Below are 16,928 nucleotides of genomic sequence, written 5' to 3'. Positions count from 1 at the left end.
GTCGGGCGAGCACCCGGCCCCGGTCGCCCTTATCCGATATCGCGGCGCCGGAAGGTAGCTAGACCAGCCACGACCGCGACTAGAGCCACACCGGTCAGCCAGATCAGAGGGGTCGCGGTGAACGTGGTGCCCGGTTGCAGCTTGGGCACGTGCGCAAACGGGGACACGTCCAGCACCGCTTGGGCCAGACCGATCACCGGTCCGTACAGCGCGAGCAGCACGGACACCGCGACCACGGCCCAAGCCCCGGTAACGGCTAGCGCGGGCCACGCCCCGTAGAGCAGGGCAGCGATACCTGCGATCACCCATACCGCGGGGAGTTGGGCCATAGCGGCCCCGAGCGTGTGCGAGAGCTGGTGCCCCAGGTCTCCCGAGCGCAGCCCGTGCGCGAGACCTGCGGCAAGACCCGAGGCGGCGAGCAGTACGGCCGGGCCCGCGATCGCGAACACCAGGTGGCTACCTGCCCACCGGATGCGGCTGACCCCGGTCGCGAGCACCGACTCCGCGTGGGTAGCGGTCTCCTCGGACCGTGTCCGCAACCCCGCTTGCACCGCGTAGACGGCGCTGAGCATCCCGAACAGGCCGACGATCGCGGACAGGTAGGCGTCGACCAGACCCTGCGTCCCGCCCATGCGTTCCATGATCTGCTTGACCTGCTCGCTGTCGCCCACGAGGCCGCCGATGCCGTCGGCGATAGCGCCGAAGATCACCCCCATGACGACAACGGCGGCCGTCCACCCGAACAGCGACCCGCGCTGCAACCGCCACGCGAGCCCCAGCGGGCTCGACAGCGACTTCGCGGCCGTTGCCGGGCCGGGCCTAGAGGGGAACAGGCCGGCGCCGATGTCCCGGCGCGGAACCAGTTGGTAGGCGATAGAGGCGACGACAGCGGCAACGCCGATCGCCAGCAGGAACACCCACCAGTCGTTGTTCACGAACGGCTTCGACCACTGCGGCCACGCCAACGGCGATAGCCACGACACCCAACTCGCCGACGGGGTCGAGTCCCCTAGCGCGCGCAGCAGGAACGCCGCACCCAGGACCGTCGTCGCCAGGCCGTTGGCCGAACGGGAGTACTCGGTGAGCTGCGCGGTGACAGCGGCGATCGCGGTGAACACCAGGCCGGTGCCCGCGAGCGTCAACCCGAGGGTCAGAGCACCCGCCACGGGGAGACCAGCACCCGCCATACCTGCGGCGATGAGCACGCCGATCAGCAAGCTGGAGGCGCCGGCGACGATCACGCCAGCGGTAAGGGCGGCATACCGACCCACTACGGCGGAACCAAGCAGCTCTAGCCGTCCCGAGTCCTCTTCCGCACGCGTGTGCCGGGTGACGGTGAAGATCGCGAACAGGGCGATGAACAGCGCGAGGAACGAGCCGTACCGCCACGCGCTCCAGCCACCGGGGGTGGACAGGTCGAACGCGGGCCCGTAGAGCACGGCGACCGACGGGTTGCTGCCGCTGCCCGCGTTGAGGGAGGCCCTGGCGGCGACGGTCGGGTAGAGCTTCTCGTAGGCCGACACGGTCGACCCGGGGATCACGCTCAGGACCACGATCCAGATCGGGAGGATGACCCGGTCGCGGCGCAGGGCCAGCCGGATGAGCGGCCACGTGCCCGTCATCGGACGCCCGCCTGGTCGTCCTGGTAGTGGCGCAGGAACAGCTCCTCGAGCGTGGGCGGCTGGCTGGTCAGCGAGCGCACGCCGGACTCGACGAGCGCCCGTAGCGCCACGTCGAGCTCGCGGGTGTCGACGTCGAACCTGACCCGGTTGCCCTCGACGACCAGGTCGTGCACGCCGGGCAGCGTGGCGATGCCGTTGGGTGGGGCCGCCAGTTCCGCGCTGATGCTCGTGCGGGTCAGGTGCCGCAGGTCGGCGAGCGTGCCCGTCTCGACCGTCTTACCGGCGCGGATGATGCTCACGCGATCGCACAGGGTCTCCACCTCGGCCAGGATGTGGCTGGACAGGAGAACCGTGCGCCCCCGGTCGCGCTCCTCGCGCACGCAGTCCTGGAAGACCGACTCCATCAGCGGGTCAAGACCGGACGTGGGCTCGTCCAAGACGAGCAGGTCGACGTCAGAGGCAAGAGCGGCCACTAGCGCCACCTTCTGCCGGTTGCCCTTGGAGTAGGTGCGGCCCTTCTTGCGCGGGTCCAGGTCGAACCGCTCCAGCAGGTCGGCGCGGCGGCGCTGGTCGAGGCCGCCGCGCAGCCTGCCCAGCAGGTCGATGACCTCGCCGCCGGACAGGTTGGGCCACAGGGAGACGTCGCCGGGCACGTAGGCGAGACGGCGGTGCAGCTCGGTGGCGTCGCGCCACGGGTCCCCGCCGAGCAGGGTGGCGCTGCCAGAGTCGGCGCGCAGCAGGCCGAGCAGCACGCGGATGGTGGTGGACTTGCCCGCCCCGTTCGGGCCGAGGAAGCCGTGGACCTCCCCGGTCCGCACCGTCAGGTCGAGACCGTCCAGCGCGCGGGTCCGGCCGAAGGTCTTGACCAGGCCGGACACCGAGATTGCGGTTGTCATGGTTCAGAACGTACTCTTAGTTCACAACTTTGTGAACGTTCGAAACAGGCTAACGTTGTGATGTGGACCGGAAGGGTGAGGCAGTGGCGGAAGACCCGTTGGCGCACTACGTGGAGCGGTTCGCGTTGCTCCTGTCGGACGCGGGCATGCCCAGGATGCCTTCTCGGGTGTTCACGCGGCTGCTGGTCACGGACTCCGGTAAGGCCACCGCGACCGAGTTGGCCCAAGCGCTGCAGGTAAGCCCGGCGGCGATCTCGGGCGCAGTGCGCTACCTCGAACACGTCGGCATGGTCACGCGCGGCCGTGATCCTGGTCAGCGTCGCGACCACTACGCAGTCCCCGACGAGGCGTGGTTCGAGGCGATCATGAACCGGGACAAGGTGCTCGCCGCCTGGTCCTCGGCCATGGCCGACGGCGCCGAGATGCTCGGCGCCGACTCGCCCGCGGGCAGGCGGATGGCCACCAGCCAGCGGTTCTTCGAGTTCCTGCGCCGGGAGATGGACGAGCTGACCGAGCGGTGGCGCGCCCAGCGCTAGCGCTCGGCCGCCTGCACCAGCCGCTTGGCCAGGTCCTGGATGAACGTGCGCAAGCCCGCGCGCACGACGGGGCCGGTCCCCGGGATGCGTTCCACGAAGCTGATCCGCCACACCAGGTCAGTCCCACCGCCGTCGCGCGGGATGAACGTGACCTCTCCCCGGTAGTCCTTGACCGGCGCCGACGAGCGGAGCACATAGACGTGCCGACGGTCCTGTTCGTACTCGACCGTCTCCTCGCGCACTAGGACCGGTTTGCGGCCCAACACGCGGATAGCGCCAACACCACCAGGTGAAGGATCGCCCTCGCGTTCGAGGTACGACTCAGCCACCACTGGCCGCGCCCACTCCGACCACCGCCTGCCGTCGGAGACCAGGGTGAACAGCGCGGCCGCGTCGGCGCTGCTGCTCGTGTTGATCTCGAAGGCGAAGGTGCGTTGGCGCTCGACCATGGGCGGTCTCCCGGTGCCGGGGCTGTGGACACCGCAATCGTTCCACCCCGGATCCGGCGTAGCCTGCCCACCGGGCGAATAGCCGCGCTCGCCGACTCGGACCGGATGAGGGGCCAGGCATGACGACTGCCGACGACCGCGTGCTCGCGCTCGCCGACGAACTGCTGGAGCTGCAGCTGGCCGCCGAGCCGCTGGGCGCCACGCTGCTCGGGGTCCCCGGGTACGACGACCGGCTGGCCGACGCCTCCGAGGAGGCCGGGCTGCGCCAGCGGGCCGCCGCCGTGGACATCGCGGCCCGCGCGGGCGAGTACCCGGACGACCTCACCGCCAAGGTCGTCAAGCAGCAGGCCGAGGCCATCGTCGACCGGGTCGACGCGCGGATGGTCGAGTACACGATCTCCGACATCTTCGTCGGCCCCGCCGCCTCGCTGCTGACCTTCCTGCCGATGGTTGTCCTACCGGACGCCGAGCGCGGACAGGCATACCTGAGCCGGTTGCGCGAGGTCCCCAAGCACCTCGCGCAGGTCGGTGCGCGGCACCGGGCCGGTGTGGCGGCAGGGCGGGTCCCGGTGCGCAAGCTGGTCGACTCCGCCATCGCGCACCTCGACCGGTACCTGGGCGCCGACCTCCAGGCCGATCCGCTGCTGGCCCAGAAGCTGGCGGGTGACGACAACGGCTTCGCTGCCGAGCGCGAGCGCCTAGTGGCCGAAGTGGTCCGACCAGCGTTCGCCGCGTACCGCGCGCTCTTGGCCGACGAGATCGCCCAGCACGGTAGGCCCGACGACAAGCCCGGTCTGTGTGCCCTGCCTGGCGGCGATGAGGCATACGCGGCTCTCTCGCGTGTGCACACCACCACTGATCTCACCCCGGACGAGCTGCACCAGACCGGCCTGGACGTGATCGCGAGCCTGCGCGCGGAGTACGCCGAGCTCGGGTCCCGCGTCTTCGGCACCTCCGACCAGGCCGAGATCTTCCACCGGCTGATCACCGACCCCGAGCTGCGCTGGCGCGACGCCGACGAGCTGCTCGGCCACGCCAGGGCCGCGATCGAACGCGCTGAAGAGGCCGCGCCGCGCTGGTTCGGCAGGCTGCCCGGACAGCGCTGCCAGGTTGAGCCGGTTCCTGCGGCCGAGGCCCCCGGTGGCCCTGCCGCGTACTACATGCCGCCCTCTCTCGACGGCCTACGTCCTGGCGTCTACTACGCCAACACCGACCGCGCGCACGAGCGCGACAAGTTCCTCGCCGAGGTCACCGCGTTCCACGAGGCCGTGCCGGGCCATCACTTCCAGCTGACCATCGCGATGGAGCTGACCGAGCTGCCGCTGCTGCGCAGGCTCGCCGACGTCAACGCCTACGCCGAGGGCTGGGGCCTCTACACCGAGCGCCTCGCCGAGGAGATGGGCCTGTACTCCGACGACGTGGCCCGCTTCGGCATGCTCGCGATGGACTCGATGCGCGCGGGCAGGCTCGTCGTGGACACCGGGCTGCACGCCAAGGGCTGGAGCCGCGCGCAGGCCGTGGACTACCTGCGGGCCAACACGCCGCTGTCCGCCCTGGAGATCGGCAACGAGGTCGACCGCTACATCGCCTACCCGGGGCAGGCGCTGTCGTACATGGTCGGTCGGCTGGAGATCCAGCGCGTGCGGGCCGAGGCGGAGGAGCGGCTGGGCGACCGGTTCGACATCCGCGCCTTCCACGACCTGGTGCTGTGCGGCGGTCCGCTGCCGTTGAAGGTGCTCGACGAGGTCGTGACCGCCTGGCCGGGGGTCTAGCGCAGGCTCGCCCCGGACAGGATCGCCTCGACGGTGGCCTCGGTCAGCGGCGCGGGCTTGTCAGGTCCACCTGCCAGGTCTGCCGCCACGACCAGCAGTGCGATGCCGCGGGGACGGGTGTCGGTGGCGTTGTCCAGGTCGATGGCCAAGACAGCCACCTCGCCCTTGGTCGACGCGCACTTCGGGTCAGCCGGTGTCGACGTGACCGCGGCGGTAGCCACAACGGCCTTCTTGCCGTCGACCTGGAGCGGTCGGATGTTGGGTGACGCAACTGTCGCGCCGGGGAAGTAGACCCGGCCGAACGCGGACGTGAAAGTTGTGGCGGTTTTCTCGGCCGTGACGTCCTTGTCCGCTGGGTTTTGCGCGGTCGCACTAGTGGCGAACGCTCTGCTGTAGCCCGTGCCGCCGCAGGTATAGGGGCCATAGGCAGCCGTACCGCTGAAGTCCACCCCGGCCACGGTCGGCTTTGCTGTCGCGTCCACCTGCCAGTTGGTGGGAACGCGATAGGACAGGTGCGCGGCGGGATTGTCGATCACGCGCCCGGGTAGTGGCGGCGGCGCGGTGGTCGATGTGCGGCGTGGCCTCGAGGTCGTGGTCGGCGGCCGCGACGTGGGTGTGGACGGTCGGGCCCCTGTGGTCGACGTCACCGCCGCCTCATCCGGTGTGTCCCCCGATGAGCGGTTGACCAGCGCCAACACGACGACCGTCGCGACCGCGGCGACGATCGCGACGACGCTGAGCGCCATGGGGACCCGGGACGCCCGCCGGGGTCTGTTGTCGTCCTGCCAGCCGGTCACGCGGCGAACGATAGCCGGGCGACGAGCCGGGAATTGCCATTTCGGTTGGTTACTCTCCGCGTAGATGTCACCGTCTCAAGTGAACGTATGACAACACTTTGGACTCAGATTCACCCCCATCGTGGGGTTTAAATGAGCGCTTAGTAGAGTCCGCCCACGCTGACGTGTCAGTTCGACCTCAATCGAGTGAGTCGATCTTTATGCACGTCAGTGGCGGCGGGCTGTGTCGGGCCGGTGCCGCGCCAGGTTCACGGATCGACGTTCACGTGCGCAGAGGAGAGTCAATGCGGAGTCGTTGGAAGGTGGCCACGGCCGCCTTGTCGTTCGCCGCGGTATCGGTGTCGCTCGCCGCCATCCCCGCAGCGGCGGCTGAGTCCGCCAAGGGCACGCTCCTGCCGCTGGAGGACGCGGTCGCGCAGGGTTACTCGGTGAACATGGTCAAGGGCCAGCACACCAAGGACGTGAAGCCGTACCTGCTCGCCTTCAAGCTCGCGGGCGGCGAGAAGCTCGGCGTCTACTGCGTGGGCATCGACATCGAGTGGTCCTTCGCGACCAACGCGATGACCGAGGTGCCGTGGGGCGACTACCCCGACGAGAACGCCCCGTTCAAGGCCAACGCCGACAAGATCAACTGGGTGCTGCACCACGGCTACCCGAACGCCTCGCTCGCGGACCTGAACAAGCTCGGCCTCGACACCAACGCCGACGGCATCGAGCTCGAGGAGGCCGTCTCGGCCACCCAGGCCGCGCTCTGGCACCTCAGCGACGGGTACAACCTCGACGAGAGCAACCCGGTCTCGGACGACGGCAACTCGGCCGACGACGCCGAGAAGGACGTCCTCGCGCTCTACAAGTACCTGATCGGCGAGGCCAACGTCGGCATCGGCCCGTGGTCCGCCGGTGAGCTCAAGGTCAACCCGGGCTCCCTCTCCGGCACCGCCGGTGACCGCGTCGGCCCGTTCAAGGTGACCACCAACGGCACCGTCACCGCGCTCGAGGCCCAGCTCCCCGCCGGTGTGAAGATCACCGACGACAAGGGCAAGGTGCTCACCGCCGCCGACATCAAGAACGACACCGAGTTCTACATCGAGGTCCCGGCAGGCGCCGCCGCGGGCAACGGCACCGTGAAGATCTCCGGCAAGTCCCCGGTGATCGAGCTCGGCCGCCTGTTCACCGGCACGCACGCCAACGGCAACCAGGCCCAGCCGCTGATCGTCGCCGACTCCGAGACCAAGGACCTGAACGTCCAGGCCAAGGTCGACTGGAAGGTCAAGCCGACCACCCCGCCGTCGTCGTCGACCACCGCGACCACCTCGCCGTCGACCACCACGGTGCCGCCGACCACGACGACCACGGTCGCCCCGATCCCGCAGCCCAGCCCTGGCCTGCCGGACACCGGTGCCTCCATCCTGCTGCCCGTCCTGGTGGGCCTCGGCCTGCTCGGTGGCGGCGCGGGCGCGCTGCTCTACGTGCGGCACCGCCGCCGCGCCGCGTAACCAGCTGATCTGAACCGATGCCCTCCCTGGTCCGCCGGGGAGGGCATCGGCGTCTTACCGTCACGGTGTGAGCGACGACGTGGCGGCACCGCACTGGCTGCGGGGCCTGTTGAGCCAGAAGCCCGCGCCGGTGCCGTGGAAGCGCGGTCTGCGGGCCGCCGCCTCGATCGCGGGCCCGGTCGCGGTCGGGTTGGCCGCGGGTCGGATCGACCTGGGGGTCCTCGTGTCCCTCGGCGCGCTGTGTGTCGTGTTCGCGGACATAGACGGCCCTTATCCCTATAGGTTCCAGCGCACGGGTTGGGCTGCCTTCGCTGGCGTCGTCGGATACCTCGTAGGCGCACATCTGGCCAGCTCAGCGGTGTGGGTACTAGTCCTGGTCGCAGGCGTGTCGGCTCTCGTCAGCGCTATAGGCAGCACGGCATCTATGGCTGGGCTCCAGTTGCTGGTGTTCGCCGTCCTGGGGACCGGGCAGATCGCCGAGCCGTGGCTGGCTGTCCGGTGCTTCGGCTTGGGCGCAGCGTTCGCGTTGGTGCTGTCGCTGGCTGCCTGGCCTGTCCGGGGTGCGGCGCACGAGCGAGCCGCAGTGGCGGCGGTCTACGACCAGATCGCGGTGATGCTGGCCGCCTCCGGTACCGCTGCCGCACGACAAGCCCGCAGGGACCTGACGGACGCGCTCAACACCGCCTACGACGCCCTGTTCAACGTCCGCTCTCACCTGGCCGGTCGCGACCGGTCCTACCGACGCCTGTTCGTCCTTCTCACCGAGACCACCCCGGTCATCGAGGCAGCCGTGGCGCTGGTCAACGCCAAGAAGCAGGCGCCGCCGGAGTACGCCACCTACCTGCTCGACGCCGCTTACCGGATCCGCGTCCGAGAGCCCTTGGCCGAACCGCCGAGCCCGCCTGATGAGGGCCGCGCAGTCGCCCAACTCCACGCCGGGCTGCGCGCGGTCGCCGAGTTCCGCCGTGGCGACCACGACACCGACCGGCGCCAAGAGGGCGAGCGGCTGGACCTGCGGGTTCTCCTCGGCAGGCGTACCTGGCTGGTCGTGCTGCGCCTGATGCTGTGTGTGGGGCTCGCGGTCGCCGTCGGACGGCTCTTGGAGCTAGAGCACGCGTACTGGGTGACGTTGACCGTGGCGATCGTGCTCAAGCCCGACTTCGGGTCGGTGTTCGGCAGGGCCGTCCTGCGCGGCATCGGCACCGCGATCGGAGTGCTGCTCGGTGCAGGTGTGCTGGCCCTAGCCCCACCCAGTTGGGTCCTAGTGGGGTTGATGGCGGTCGCGGCGGCGGCATTGCCCATCGGCCAGGTTCGCAACTACGGGATGTTCAGCACGTTCGTGACCCCCTTGGTGCTGGTCCAGTTGGACATCGCCCAGGCAGGGCAGTGGAGCCTGGTCGGTGCGCGGCTGCTGGACACCGCCATCGGTTGCGCCATCGTGCTCGTAGTGGGCTACTTGCTGTGGCCAGGCGCTAGACGTCCCCGAGTCGGCGAGGACCTGGCGGCGACCCTCGACACCATCGCCGACTACCTCGAACACGCCCTCTCAGGCAGGACAGATGAGAAGTCCACCTTGCGCAGGCAGGCATACCGAGCCCTCTCCGACCTTAGGACTGCCTTCCAGCAGTCGATCGTCGAGCCTTCCGCCGCAGGCCGCCAGGCCGCCGCGTGGTGGCCGGTGATCATCGGCCTCGAGCGCCTCACCGACGCGGTCACCGGCGTCGCCGTCGCGATCGACCGGGGTGCCGACCCGGTGGCCGATGCCGACACCAAGGCCATCGCCGCGGCGGTCAGGGAAGCCGGGAAGGCCGTGCGCGGCGAACGGGCGCCCAAGCGGGCGGCGCTACCCGACGACGACCGGCTTGACCGGGTGGTCGGCGAGCTGACCTCGGTGAACGCCACCCTGCGCGGACCGGTACTTGCCAGAGGGCGTCGAACGCCGGTGCCGGAGTAGGTATCTTGATTGTTTGGCAGTGGGCACTGCTGGATCGGTTGGGTAACCTTCCAGCTTGGCGTGAGGAGCAACATGGGCATCGACTTCAACCAGCTGAAGCAGCAGGCGGAGAACCTGGTCGAGCAGCACGGGGACAAGATCGAGCAGGGCGTCGAGAAGGCGGGCGAGTTCGTCAAGGGCAAGTTCGGCCACGACGCGCAGGTCGACGCCGTCGTCGACAAGGTCCAGGACCTGATCCCGGACAAGCCGCAGACCCAGGGCGACCAGGCGTGAGCTCACCCACCTCGACCGAGCGGGCGGAGACCGCGGCCCGGCTGCGCAACCCCGCGGTGGTCACCTGGCACGGCACCGAGCCGACCTCACTCGAGTCGGTTCGGTTGCTGCTCGCCGACGGCAGGCTCCGCGCGTCCGGGAGGCTCATCGTCGCCGCCGACCGTTCGGCGGGCGTAGAGGCGTACAGCGCCTCTTACGAGGCATCCCTCGACCGCGGTGAGGAGGCGGGCAGGCTCTTGCTCCGCACGACCACCGCCGAGCAGGAGCGGCAGATCTCGCTGAGCCGCGCCGAGGACGGCACCTGGCTCGTCGACCACGGCCACACCTCGGCCAGGGACAACTTCGGCGGGTCGGTCACCGTGCACGTCGCGGGCGCGGTCACCTTCGCCACGCTGCCGATCCGGCGGCTCGGGCTGCACCGCACCCCCGGCGAGTTCGAGATCCCGGTCGTGCACGTGTCACTGCCCGACCTGCAGGTCAGGCTGGTCGACCAGACCTTCCGCACGGTCTCCGTCGACGAGCGCGGCGCGGTCATCGCGTTCACCCAGGGCGAGTTCAGCACCGAGTTGACGGTGGACCCCGAGGGCGTGGTCCTGGACTACCCGGGTGTCGCGACCCGCGTCTAACCGGCCAGTTGGAACGACGCGTAGGCCAACCCGGGGATCGCCTTCTCGTCGACCCCGATGGCCTTCACCTCGACGGTGTGCCTACCGGCGTTCAGCCCGCCGGTAGGCAGCGCGAGCGTCCACCGGCCGCCGACGCCGGGTCCGTCCACGGTGGTGGGGATCCCCGCGATCCGCTGGCCGTCCAGCCGCACCTCGATCCCGGCCAGGCTCGCCAGCCGCCCGGCGACCCGCTGGCCGTCGAGCCCGTCGGTGCGCACCTCCAGCACCACGCGCCCGCCCCGGACCTCGGTGCCCTCGGGGATCGCCTTGCCCGCCGCGTCCAGGAACGTCCCGCTCGGCTCGGCCAACGCGGGCCTGGGTCGGGGCAAAGGCAGGTCGGTACCGCTACCGGCCGCAGGTGAGACAGCTCCTTCGGGCGCGGTTAGCTCCAACGCGACGTTGATGACGTTCGTCGCTGCTTGGCCCTGGTGGAGTGGCCCTCGCACCCGCAGAGGCAGCGTCTTGCCGCCAGCGGCCAGCACGAGTGCCTCCGGCGGCACGTCAGCCACGATCGGATAGCGCACACCCCGGGACATGGGCTGTCCGGCGACGGCAGGTCTAGCGGGGAAGATGGCGCCACCGATCTCGATGCTGAAGGTGTCCGTAGTCGCGTCGCCCGGACGGTTCTGCGGGACCAGCACCGCGCGTACTTGTCCGCCGCGGGTCCCCTTGACCTGGGTGCCGGACGCGGACGTCGACAGCGGCGCGTCAGGGCTCACGACGATGCGACCAGGGTCGATCGGTGGCGGCACTACGAGGACCGGGACGGTCGTAGGTGCGCCGATGAACCCGACAAGGTTGACCGCCGCGTAGACATTGGCCGGGCCGGTGAACCCCACCAGCGCCGTAGCTTCTCGCCACGTCGGGACCACATCACTCGCACCGACGACAACGCCGTCTTGGAGCACCTGCACACCGGACTCACTGAAGACCACTTCCCAGCGGACCGTGAACCCGATCTCCGGCGGCTTGGGCGCGGTGACTCCGCCGCCTCGCGTGGTGCGCGGAGTCCCGGGGGCGACCAGAACGCCCACGTCGGTCGAGGCGCCCTGGCCCGCGATCCACACCCGGATGGTCCCCGGCGGCAGCGTCGGGTCGTCTGTGGCCACGCCCGCCGGGTGCGGTGTGGCGCTGGGGCCGTTCGGCGAACCGTCGATCAGGTCCGCCGGGCCGGGGACCAGGTCGAGGTGCAGCACGCCGCCCAGCCCGACGTGGTCGGTCTCGACCACCAGCCGCCCGTACTCGCCGTTCACGGGGGTGTCCCGGAGCCGGAACGGCGGCCGGGCCCGCAGCGCGACCGGGTCGGTCCCGCACTTCGCGCTGATCACGAGCCGTCGACCGTCCTCGCCCTCCCCGCTGGTGGCCTTACCGCAGCCGTTGCTGCTGGCCAGCGTCCACTTGACCGGGTCGGGAATGACGCGGGAGGTGAACCGATCGTTGAACGACCAGGGCGGATCGTCCGCTACCTCTAGCGGCGTCGCGTTGGTCTTGGTCGGTTCGGACCGCTGACCGTAAGCGTCGACCGTGCGGACCTCGATGTCGTAGGCGGTGTTGTTGTCGAGGGCGTCCAACTGCGCGCCGGTATAGGCAACGAAGCGGGTGAACTCCATCGTCCCCATGCGACCCCAACGCACGTCGTAGCCCGCTGCGCCCTTCGGCTCATCCGGCCCCCACCGCAGCTGGAGGCGCTGTGGGCCAGGAGTGACCTTGATGGCCGCCGGGGGTTTGGGCTTCTCCGCCGGACGCGGCACGATGACGCCCTCGGCGGCGAACGGCTTGACGGTCGTCTGCGCCGGTGGGACCTGCACCGTCGTTGGTGCTGCCTTGTCCTCTGGCGGCGTACGCAGCACAAGGACCGCCCCGACCAGCACGGCCAAGCCCGCCGCGATGGCCGCCAACCGGCGCACCCGGTTCGGTCGAACCGGCGTTGGTAATGGTCCCGGGAGATCCACCGGCCCAACGTAGGCGTCGTTCAGCGGCCCCTTGCCGATTCGTTGCCGAGCCGATACCTCAGTCGGCCAGCACGGGTAGCGCTACCGCCGCCAAGTCGCCGTCGAACCCGACGACCCGCCCACCGCGGGCCCCGACCAGCCGTAGCTCCTCCATCGGGTCCGCGCCCGTCAGGTCGACCATCGCCTGCGCGCGCCCCGCCGACCGGTACGCGTCGTAGGTGACCCTGCCCGCGTGCCCTGCCTGCACGGTGGCGCCGAGCGCGCCCGTTGAGGCCAGCGCGCCGCGGGCGGCGCCGAGCCTGCCCAGCGCCTCGTCGACCGCGTCCAGCAGCGCGGCCCGGTTGCCCTCGCACATCGCCAGCACCAGCTCCGGCCTGCTGCCCGCCACCCGCGTCCCGTCGCTGAACGACCCGGCGGCCAGGGCGAGCGCCAGCGGCCCGCCATCGGCGCCCACAGCGCCCAGGACGGCGGCCAGCACGTGCGGCAGGTGCGAGATCCGCGCGACCGCGGCGTCGTGCTCCAGCGTGGTCGTCGGCACCACGCCTGCACCGCAGTCCAGCGCGAGCTGGGCGGCCTCGCGCCACGCGGGCAGCGCGGTCTCCTCGTCGGCGGTCACCACCCACGCCGCGTCGGTGAACAGGGTCGACGTGCTCGCCTGCCACCCCGACTCCGACTTGCCCGCCATCGGGTGCCCGCCCGCGAAGCGGGTCGACGGCGCGTACTTGGCGACCGCGTCGGCCACCGGCCCCTTCACGCTCACCACGTCGGTGAGCAGGTTCTCCGGGGCCAGGTCACCGACCTTGCGCAGCACGGCGTCGACCGCGGGCAGCGGCACCGCGACCACCACCAACGCGTCCTGCTCCGCGGCCCGGCGCAGCGCCGCGTCCACGTCGAGGACGGTGAACCCCTCGGCGATCGCGCCCTGCGCGTCCGCCGATGAGCCCGCTGTCCCCCACACGTCCCGCCCAGCCGCCACGGCCGCCCGCAGGACGGAACCGCCGATGAGCCCCAACCCGACCACGCACACGGATCGCATGTAGCCGGATTGTGCCGTATGGATCACCTGTCAGCGCAGCATGTCTAGAGCGAACGCTGCGTAAGTGCTGACTCCATGCGGTAGCGCTGACTCGTCGAAGTGGACCCGGTTGGAGTGGTTCGGTGCGGCGTCGCCCGGATCCACCCCAGGTGGGCACGCACCGAGGAACGCCATCGCGCCCGGAACGCGCTGCAGTACGTAAGACCAGTCCTCCGCGCCCATGAGCGGGTTCGTCATGGGGTTGACGTGCCTGGCCCCCAGCGTGGCGCCCGCGATGTCGTGCACGCGCGCGGCGACCTCGTCGTCGTTGATCGTCACCGGGTAGCCCGCGTCGACCTCGAAGGTCGTAGTGCACCCGTGCGCCGCCGCGATCTGCGCGCACACCCGCGGGATCTCGGCCAGCATCGTGGCCCGCGACGCCTCGGACAGCGTGCGCAGCGTGCCCTCCAGCTCTGCGGTCTCCGGGATGATGTTCGACGTGGTGCCCGCAGTGATCCGTGCGATGGTCAGCACGGTCGGCTCGAACACGCTGATCCGCCTGGTCACGACCGTCTGCAGGGCGCCGACCATGGCCGCGGCGGCGGGTACCGGGTCGACCGCGTCGGACGGGTTGGACGCGTGGCCGCCCTTGCCGGTGATCCGGATGGTGAACGAGTTGGCGCTCGCCATGATCGGCCCCGGCCTGCACCGCAGCACCCCGGAGGTCTCCTTCGAGGTGATGTGCAGCGCCAGCGCCCGGTCCACCGGCCGGTCGGCGACGTCGAGCACGCCCTCGTCGAGCATGAACTTCGCGCCGTAGTGGCCCTCCTCGCCCGGCTGGAACATGAACACGACGGTGCCCGCCAACTCGTCGCGGCGGTCGGCGAGCAACCGGGCCGCCGAGGCCAGCATCGCCACGTGGGTGTCGTGACCGCAGGCGTGCATCGATCCGTCGACCTGCGAGGCGAAGGGGAGCCCCGTGTCCTCTTGCAGCGGCAGCGCGTCCATGTCCCCGCGCAGCAGCACCGTGGGACCCGGGCGCGCGCCGTCGAGCACGCCGATGACCGAACCGAGCCCGTCCCCGGTGTGCACCCGCAGGTCGAGGCCGTCCAACGCGGCCAGGACGGCGGCCTGGGTGTGCGGGAGCGCGAGGCCCTGCTCCGGGTGCTGGTGGAGCTGTCTGCGCAGCGCGACCGTGTTCGGCTGGAGCGCGTGGGCGGCGTCGAGCAACCCGCTGAACCGGGGGTCGCCCGCCAACGGAGACTGGTTCGTCATTTCTCGATAGTGTCATCGCGCGCCGGTATGGGGGACTGCTTCTTCCGGGTGACCTCCTAGCGGAATACGGTGTGTGCATGTCGGGAGAGGAGCCGGTACCGGGCTTCGGGGTCGCTGTCATCCGCGAGGACGGCAAGTGGCGGTGCGATCAGATGGACAACATCGCCCTGCGTGAACTCGATGCCGCGATCACCGAGCTGCGCAAGACCCGCTCCACCGGGGCGGTATTCGGATTGTTGGCCGTCGACGACGAGTTCTTCGTCGTCCTGCGCCCCAGCCCTGGCGGGGTCGCGCTGCTGCTGTCCGACGCCGCGGCCGCGCTGGACTACGACATCGCCGCCGACGCGCTCGACCTGCTGCGGGTCGACCCGCCGGAGGACGAGGACGAGGTGTGGCCGGAGGGCTCGCTCGACATCCTGGCCGATCTCGGGCTGCCCGCCCCCGAGCTGCAGGTGATCATCGACGAGGTCGACCTGTACCCCGACGAGCAGCTGCAGATGATCGCCCAGCGGTGCGGGTTCGCGGCGGAGCTGACCAAGCACCTGGACACCATCCTGCAGTGAGCACCGGCGCTGACCTGGACAGACTCGTCCGCGCCGCGCTCGACGCCGCCCGCGCGGCCCCGGCGACCGGCGACGTGCCGATCGGCGCGGTCGTGTTCGGGCCGGACGGCACCGCGCTGGCGGCAGCGTGCAACGCCAGGGAGGCGCTCGGCGACCCGACCGCGCACGCCGAGGTGATCGCGCTGCGCGCCGCCGCCGTCGTCCACGGCGACGGCTGGCGGCTGACCGGCTGCACGCTCGCGGTCACGGTCGAGCCGTGCGCGATGTGCGCCGGGGCGGCCGTGCTGGCCAGGGTGGCCAGGGTGGTGTTCGGCGCCTGGGAGCCCAAGACCGGCGCTGTTGGCTCATTGTGGGACGTGGTCCGGGACCGGCGGCTCGGTCACCGGCCGGAGGTCGTCGGGGGTGTGCTCGAGGCCGAGTGCGCCGAGTTGGTCGCCGGGTTCTTCGCCGCCAAGCGCAAGCAGTGACTTGCGTCACATTGCCGTTGGGTTCTCGCCGGGAACGGACACCCCACTGGTGCGAGCGAAACGGAGGAATGGCGATGAGCGTGTTCGACAAGGCCAAGGACAAGGCCGAACAGGTGATCGGCGAGGTCAAGGAGAAGCTCGGCCAGGCCACCGACAACCGCGACCTGGAGAACTCCGGCAAGGCAGACCAGGTCAGCGGTCATGCGAAGGAAGCGGGCCACACGGCGCGCGACAAGGTGGCCGGTGCAGTGCACGACGCCAAGGAGCGCCTGAACGGCGACCGGCGGTAACACCCGAGGTCACAGGCCCGCCTCCTATCCCCCGGGAGGCGGGCCTGTTCTTGTTCGGGGATCCCGTTCTTGCCGCGATCGTGGCGTCTAGTACTCTCACGCGCGGTGGCGTGTCCGAGCGGCCGAAGGAGCGCGCCTCGAAAGCGCGTGACGGTTCACCCCGTCCGTGGGTTCAAATCCCACCGCCACCGCCAAGACTAAGAGGGCCGGTCAACACTGACCGGTCCTCTTGTCGTTTCTCAGCACAGGTGGTCCAGGAGGTCGCGTGGTGAGCAGGCAGGCGGGGCAGGTGCTTGCGGACAACCTGCGCGCACTGCGTGAACTGGGCGGCCTGTCGTTGTCCGAGTTGGCGCGGCGGTCGGGGATCGCCAAGGGGACGTTGTCGCAGCTGGAGTCCGGGACCGGGAACCCGACCATCGAAACGGTGTTCAGTTTGTCGAACGCCCTCGGGGTGCCGGTGTCCGGCCTGCTGACCGCCCCCGCCGAGTCGGAGGTCGTGCTGGTGCGCGGCGCCGAGGTCGAGGTGCTCTCCGGGACCGCCGTCGACCTGCGGATGGTGCGCAGGCTCGACCTGGCCGACACCGTGGTCGAGGTCTACGACCAGCGGGTCAGACCGGGGGAGACCCAGTACTCGCCTGGGCACACCGGGCGGGAACACGTGCTGGTTACCGAGGGTGTGCTGCGCGTGGGGCCGCCGACGGACCCGTACGAGGTGGGGCCGGGCGACTACGTGTGCTTCCCGGCGGCAGGCCCGCACGTGTACTCGGCTGTCGACGGTCCGGTCACCTCGATCCTGCTGCTCGAGTACCCCGCCACCGGGGATCGGCCCGCCATCGGGGTACACGGGGATTGACCGCTCCGCCCGCGCTGCTTACGCTCAGGTCGTTCACTTCAATGAACGATGGG

Annotated in this window: 17 protein-coding genes and 1 tRNA gene; 11 read left to right on the top strand and 7 right to left on the bottom strand. The window is 70.4% G+C overall.

Features of this window, described 5'->3' with window-relative positions; genetic code table 11:
• Positions 1 to 29: 29 nt before the first annotated feature.
• Both CLV68_RS02445 and CLV68_RS02440 read right to left on the bottom strand, forming a co-directional pair.
• A complete protein-coding gene (locus CLV68_RS02445) occupies positions 30 to 1,622 on the bottom strand; it encodes an ABC transporter permease (protein WP_121388973.1) in 1,593 nt (530 codons plus the stop codon).
• Positions 1,619 to 2,518 (bottom strand): ABC transporter ATP-binding protein, encoded by a 900-nt coding sequence (locus CLV68_RS02440; RefSeq protein WP_121388972.1) that lies wholly within the window; start codon positions 2,516 to 2,518, stop codon positions 1,619 to 1,621. The genes CLV68_RS02445 and CLV68_RS02440 overlap by 4 nt, the downstream gene beginning before the upstream one ends.
• 62 nt (positions 2,519 to 2,580) lie before the next feature.
• On the opposite strand from CLV68_RS02440, the gene CLV68_RS02435 reads away from it, so the two are divergent.
• Positions 2,581 to 3,054 carry a GbsR/MarR family transcriptional regulator gene (locus tag CLV68_RS02435; protein WP_246009636.1) on the top strand — a complete coding sequence of 158 codons (474 nt, stop codon included), beginning with the start codon at positions 2,581 to 2,583 and terminating at the stop codon, positions 3,052 to 3,054.
• On the opposite strand, the gene CLV68_RS02430 is transcribed toward CLV68_RS02435, so the two are convergent.
• Positions 3,051 to 3,503 carry an SRPBCC family protein gene (locus CLV68_RS02430; protein ID WP_121388971.1) on the bottom strand — a complete coding sequence of 151 codons (453 nt, stop codon included), beginning with the start codon at positions 3,501 to 3,503 and terminating at the stop codon, positions 3,051 to 3,053. The two genes, CLV68_RS02435 and CLV68_RS02430, sit on opposite strands and share 4 nt — an antisense overlap.
• Before the next feature lie 119 nt (positions 3,504 to 3,622).
• Here CLV68_RS02430 and CLV68_RS02425 point away from each other — a divergent pair, with 119 nt between their 5' ends.
• The gene (locus tag CLV68_RS02425; protein WP_121388970.1) at positions 3,623 to 5,275 is read left to right on the top strand and encodes a DUF885 domain-containing protein; all 1,653 of its coding nucleotides are present in this window, start codon (positions 3,623 to 3,625) and stop codon (positions 5,273 to 5,275) included.
• Here the strand turns inward: CLV68_RS02425 and CLV68_RS02420 are convergent.
• Positions 5,272 to 6,072 carry a DUF8017 domain-containing protein gene (locus CLV68_RS02420; protein WP_147459861.1) on the bottom strand — a complete coding sequence of 267 codons (801 nt, stop codon included), beginning with the start codon at positions 6,070 to 6,072 and terminating at the stop codon, positions 5,272 to 5,274. The genes CLV68_RS02425 and CLV68_RS02420 overlap by 4 nt on opposite strands.
• Before the next feature lie 284 nt (positions 6,073 to 6,356).
• Between CLV68_RS02420 and CLV68_RS02415 the strand changes: the two genes are divergently transcribed.
• The 4 genes from CLV68_RS02415 (at position 6,357) to CLV68_RS02400 (ending at position 10,421) form a co-directional block, all read left to right on the top strand.
• Positions 6,357 to 7,568: a thioester domain-containing protein gene (locus CLV68_RS02415; protein WP_170224040.1), complete on the top strand. Its 1,212-nt coding sequence runs from the start codon at positions 6,357 to 6,359 to the stop codon at positions 7,566 to 7,568.
• Positions 7,569 to 7,635: 67 nt separating this feature from the next.
• The gene (locus tag CLV68_RS02410; RefSeq protein ID WP_121388967.1) at positions 7,636 to 9,522 is read left to right on the top strand and encodes an FUSC family protein; all 1,887 of its coding nucleotides are present in this window, start codon (positions 7,636 to 7,638) and stop codon (positions 9,520 to 9,522) included.
• Between the two features lie 72 nt (positions 9,523 to 9,594).
• Positions 9,595 to 9,795: an antitoxin gene (locus CLV68_RS02405; RefSeq protein WP_121388966.1), complete on the top strand. Its 201-nt coding sequence runs from the start codon at positions 9,595 to 9,597 to the stop codon at positions 9,793 to 9,795.
• Positions 9,792 to 10,421, top strand: coding sequence for a putative glycolipid-binding domain-containing protein (locus tag CLV68_RS02400; RefSeq protein ID WP_121388965.1), 630 nt, complete (start codon positions 9,792 to 9,794; stop codon positions 10,419 to 10,421). Before CLV68_RS02405 ends, CLV68_RS02400 begins: the two co-directional genes overlap by 4 nt.
• Here the strand turns inward: CLV68_RS02400 and CLV68_RS02395 are convergent.
• The 3 genes from CLV68_RS02395 to CLV68_RS02385 form a co-directional block, all read right to left on the bottom strand.
• Positions 10,418 to 12,358 carry a fibronectin type III domain-containing protein gene (locus CLV68_RS02395; RefSeq protein WP_147459860.1) on the bottom strand — a complete coding sequence of 647 codons (1,941 nt, stop codon included), beginning with the start codon at positions 12,356 to 12,358 and terminating at the stop codon, positions 10,418 to 10,420. The two genes, CLV68_RS02400 and CLV68_RS02395, sit on opposite strands and share 4 nt — an antisense overlap.
• Positions 12,359 to 12,470: 112 nt before the next feature.
• Complete coding sequence (locus CLV68_RS02390) at positions 12,471 to 13,448, bottom strand: prephenate dehydrogenase (protein ID WP_121388963.1); 978 nt, start codon at positions 13,446 to 13,448, stop codon at positions 12,471 to 12,473.
• Positions 13,449 to 13,478: 30 nt separating this feature from the next.
• Positions 13,479 to 14,702 (bottom strand): M20 metallopeptidase family protein, encoded by a 1,224-nt coding sequence (locus CLV68_RS02385; RefSeq protein WP_121388962.1) that lies wholly within the window; start codon positions 14,700 to 14,702, stop codon positions 13,479 to 13,481.
• 77 nt (positions 14,703 to 14,779) lie between these two features.
• Between CLV68_RS02385 and CLV68_RS02380 the strand changes: the two genes are divergently transcribed.
• From CLV68_RS02380 to CLV68_RS02360, 5 genes are all read left to right on the top strand, one after another.
• Positions 14,780 to 15,265, top strand: coding sequence for a tRNA adenosine deaminase-associated protein (locus CLV68_RS02380; RefSeq protein WP_092786239.1), 486 nt, complete (start codon positions 14,780 to 14,782; stop codon positions 15,263 to 15,265).
• Positions 15,262 to 15,732 carry a nucleoside deaminase gene (locus CLV68_RS02375; RefSeq protein WP_121388961.1) on the top strand — a complete coding sequence of 157 codons (471 nt, stop codon included), beginning with the start codon at positions 15,262 to 15,264 and terminating at the stop codon, positions 15,730 to 15,732. The genes CLV68_RS02380 and CLV68_RS02375 overlap by 4 nt, the downstream gene beginning before the upstream one ends.
• A 74-nt stretch (positions 15,733 to 15,806) precedes the next feature.
• Positions 15,807 to 16,022, top strand: coding sequence for a CsbD family protein (locus CLV68_RS02370; RefSeq protein WP_092786104.1), 216 nt, complete (start codon positions 15,807 to 15,809; stop codon positions 16,020 to 16,022).
• A gap of 104 nt (positions 16,023 to 16,126) precedes the next feature.
• A tRNA-Ser gene (locus tag CLV68_RS02365) sits at positions 16,127 to 16,216 on the top strand.
• Between the two features lie 71 nt (positions 16,217 to 16,287).
• Positions 16,288 to 16,875: a helix-turn-helix domain-containing protein gene (locus CLV68_RS02360; protein ID WP_121388960.1), complete on the top strand. Its 588-nt coding sequence runs from the start codon at positions 16,288 to 16,290 to the stop codon at positions 16,873 to 16,875.
• The last annotated feature ends 53 nt before the right edge of the window (positions 16,876 to 16,928 follow it).

This window comes from Actinokineospora cianjurensis (assembly GCF_003663795.1).
Lineage (GTDB): Bacteria > Actinomycetota > Actinomycetes > Mycobacteriales > Pseudonocardiaceae > Actinokineospora > Actinokineospora terrae.
Note: the sequence above shows the minus strand (reverse complement) of the source record. Positions and strands in the feature narration are given on the sequence as shown.